This window comes from Mesorhizobium sp. M7A.F.Ca.ET.027.03.2.1, assembly GCF_003999175.1.
GTDB lineage: Bacteria > Pseudomonadota > Alphaproteobacteria > Rhizobiales > Rhizobiaceae > Mesorhizobium.
The window spans coordinates 1-2,786 of the sequence record NZ_RZOM01000843.1 but is presented as its reverse complement, the minus strand read 5'-3'; the positions used below and the strand labels follow the sequence as shown (position 1 = coordinate 2,786).

Sequence of the window (2,786 nt, the reverse complement as noted above, 5' to 3'; positions counted from 1 at the left end):
TCCGCCTGCTGCTGTTGTGCGCAGGCTTCGCCTTCGGCGCATGCTGCTTGCGCCAGGATGAATGGGGCTGCCGTGCGCTGGGCAAGGCCGGACGCGACACTTCCCTGAAGCGGGAACGCGCCCAACGGCGCGGATGCCATAAGCAGGCCGAGTGCCGTGCCTGCCAGAATCCGTGGTTGGCGTTTCATCGAAATTCTCCTTGTGGGGTCCCATCCTTGCCGAAACCGATCTTGTGCCGATTGGTTCCAGTCTGGCACGGATAGAGGCCGTACGGGGCGATTGACCGACCTTTTGAAGGCAACTTCATGTCATTCACCTGGCGATAGCCGCAATTGCGACCATTGCCGCGCTTGACCTTGCCCGCGGCTGGGGCCACATCCCGGAAATGGAAACGCCATTCTGGAAAACCAAGGCGCTGGAGGCGATGAGCCCGGCCGAGTGGGAATCGCTGTGCGACGGCTGCGGTAAATGCTGTCTTTCGAAGCTTGAGGACGAGGACACCGGCGAGATATACTGGACCAGCGTCGGCTGTCGGCTGTTCGATGCCGAGACCTGCCGCTGTTCGGACTACGTCAACCGGCTGGCGCGCGTTCCCGACTGCGTCGGGCTGACGCCACAGAATGTGCGAACCATCAGTTGGCTGCCCAGCACCTGTGCCTATCGGCTGGTGGCCGAGGGCCGCGACCTCTACTGGTGGCACCGGCTGGTGTCGGGCAGCGCCGAGACCGTGCATGAAGCCGGCATCTCGATGCGCGGCCGGGTCAAGGTGAGCGAAACCGATCTTGCCGAGCCGGAAGACTATTTTGACTATGTACTGGACGAGGAGCCGTAGGACCAGCGGCGGTGAGCAAGAGCCTCGCGTTTGAAGACATTCGGCCAATCCGCGGGGTCGGAACCGGGCGCCGAGTCAGGCGTTCTGGCCTTCACCGAGGGCTGGGGACGACGGCGAATGGCGGGAACTTTCCTTTTCCCGCCATATGAACCGGAGATGAACGGCAGGTTCGTAAAGAGTTCAGACAGGCAGGCGCATTCTCCCACCATCGGTTCACGAGGACGGGCGAAGGCCCGCAAAAAGGAGAGAAGACGATGTTCAACACGATCAAGACGGCAGCCCTTTCGGCCCTGGTCGGTCTCGGCACGCTGGCGGCCGTTCCCGCTCACGCCGACAGCCTCTATCTCGGCTTCGGCAACAACAACGACCCGCGTTTCGGCGTCTATACCGGTGACGACGGTTATCGCCATCGCCGTGACGAGCGCCGTGGCAACTGGCGCCGTGGCTGCTCGCCGGACCGCGCCCTCGACAAGGCCGAACGCATGGGCCTCCACCGCGTCCGGATCGTCGACGTCAACCGTCGTACGGTAAAAGTGGCGGGCCGCCAGGATGGCGACCGCGTCGTCGTCGTGTTCGCCAATGAGCGCGGCTGCCCGGTCATCTATCGCTAAGCTTGGTTTGGCGGACCCTAGAGGCTGATCTTCTGCGAAGATCAGCCGGGAGACACAATCTTCTGCGAAGATTGGTCTGGACTAGCCGAGCCCCTTTCCGTTTGAAGGGTGTGGCTCGAAAAAACCCGCGGGAGCAATCCCGCGGGTTTTTTCATGCACGCTATTGGTTGATGATTGCCGTGGCCAGGCTCAGCCACGGATCGCAGAGCCGCTTATTTCAGCTCGAAGGTGACGGTGACCTGCACATTGTAGGCGTTCTCACCGGCCTGTACCGGAGCCGCGCCGGCCGCGGCATCGAAGGCTTTGGCATTGATCGGCATCGGCGCCGGCCTGATGTTCTGGTCTGTGATCTCGAGCACCCGGCCTAGGCTGACGCCGGCGGCTTCGGCCAGCGTCTTGGCCTTGGCCATGGCGTCGGCGACCGCCTTCTTGCGCGCCTCGGTGACCGTAGCTGCCGGGTTGTCATTGGTGAAGGCAATGCCGCCGCCCTGGTTGACGCCTAGCGACACCGCCTTGTCGAGGATCTCGCCTGTCTTGTCGACGTCGCGCACCCGCACCGAAAGCGTGTTGGTCACCTGGTAGGCGACGAGTTCGGCTTCCTGACTGCCGTCCGGCTTGTTGGTGTAGTTGTAGCGCGGGTTGATCTGGATGCCAGCGGTCTGCAGATCGCGGTCCTTGATGCCGGCGGACTTCATCGCCGCGATCACGGCGGCCATGGCGTCATTGTTGGCATCGAGCGCGGCGCGCGCGGTTTTGGCCTCGCGCATGACGCTCAGCGTCAGGACCGCCAGATCGGGGGCTACGGTTGCTTCGCCTTCGCCCGACACGATGATGCGGGGCGGCGTCGGCAGATCGGCGGCTCCAGCCATCGCCGGAAAAGCGATTGCAGTGGCGAGCGCGAGAGGCAAAAGATGTCTGGTCATGAAAATCTCCTTGGTCTGCGATCAAGTCGCAAGGGGTCGCGTAGAGCGCGATTATGGGTTGATTTGGGCGATCTGCGGAAGCCCGTCGGGAAAGCCTTGTGCCGCGATGCGAAAAACATTAATCCAGCCCGCGTGGGGCCTGTAGCTCAATGGTTAGAGCCGGCGGCTCATAACCGCTTGGTTGGGGGTTCGAGTCCCTCCGGGCCCACCATTGTCGCTATTTATCAATAAGTTGTCGTGTTTTATTTGCCTCGGTTAGCCAAATCAGGTTGGCGAATCTCCGTCGATCTCGTTGAATTCACTGATTTATAATGGGCTCCCGAGGACTGCCGATCAAACTGCTTTACAACATAGGGCGGCGCGAAAGGAATCGAACTGCCGCAATGCGCTCGTTCCATCCGTTTCGGGCGGGTGCAGTCC

Annotated in this window: 4 protein-coding genes and 1 tRNA gene; 3 read left to right on the top strand and 2 right to left on the bottom strand. The window is 62.0% G+C overall.

The genetic code is table 11. The features are described 5' to 3' along the window. A partial coding sequence (locus tag EN750_RS40060) for a hypothetical protein (RefSeq protein ID WP_145967961.1) occupies positions 1-188 on the bottom strand: 188 nt, incomplete at its 3' end. Between the two features lie 197 nt (positions 189-385). Between EN750_RS40060 and EN750_RS27815 the strand changes: the two genes are divergently transcribed. Together EN750_RS27815 and EN750_RS27810 are read left to right on the top strand one after the other, a co-directional pair. Beyond that, complete coding sequence (locus EN750_RS27815) at positions 386-832, top strand: YcgN family cysteine cluster protein (RefSeq protein WP_127398619.1); 447 nt, start codon at positions 386-388, stop codon at positions 830-832. Positions 833-1,086: 254 nt separating this feature from the next. Next, entirely contained in the window at positions 1,087-1,443 is a 357-nt protein-coding gene (locus tag EN750_RS27810; RefSeq protein WP_127326311.1) for a hypothetical protein, read from the top strand. A 212-nt stretch (positions 1,444-1,655) separates the two neighbouring features. On the opposite strand, the gene EN750_RS27805 is transcribed toward EN750_RS27810, so the two are convergent. Further along, positions 1,656-2,366: an SIMPL domain-containing protein gene (locus EN750_RS27805; protein ID WP_127318362.1), complete on the bottom strand. Its 711-nt coding sequence runs from the start codon at positions 2,364-2,366 to the stop codon at positions 1,656-1,658. A 135-nt stretch (positions 2,367-2,501) separates the two neighbouring features. On the opposite strand from EN750_RS27805, the gene EN750_RS27800 reads away from it, so the two are divergent. Next, positions 2,502-2,577, top strand: a tRNA-Ile gene (locus EN750_RS27800). The last annotated feature ends 209 nt before the right edge of the window (positions 2,578-2,786 follow it).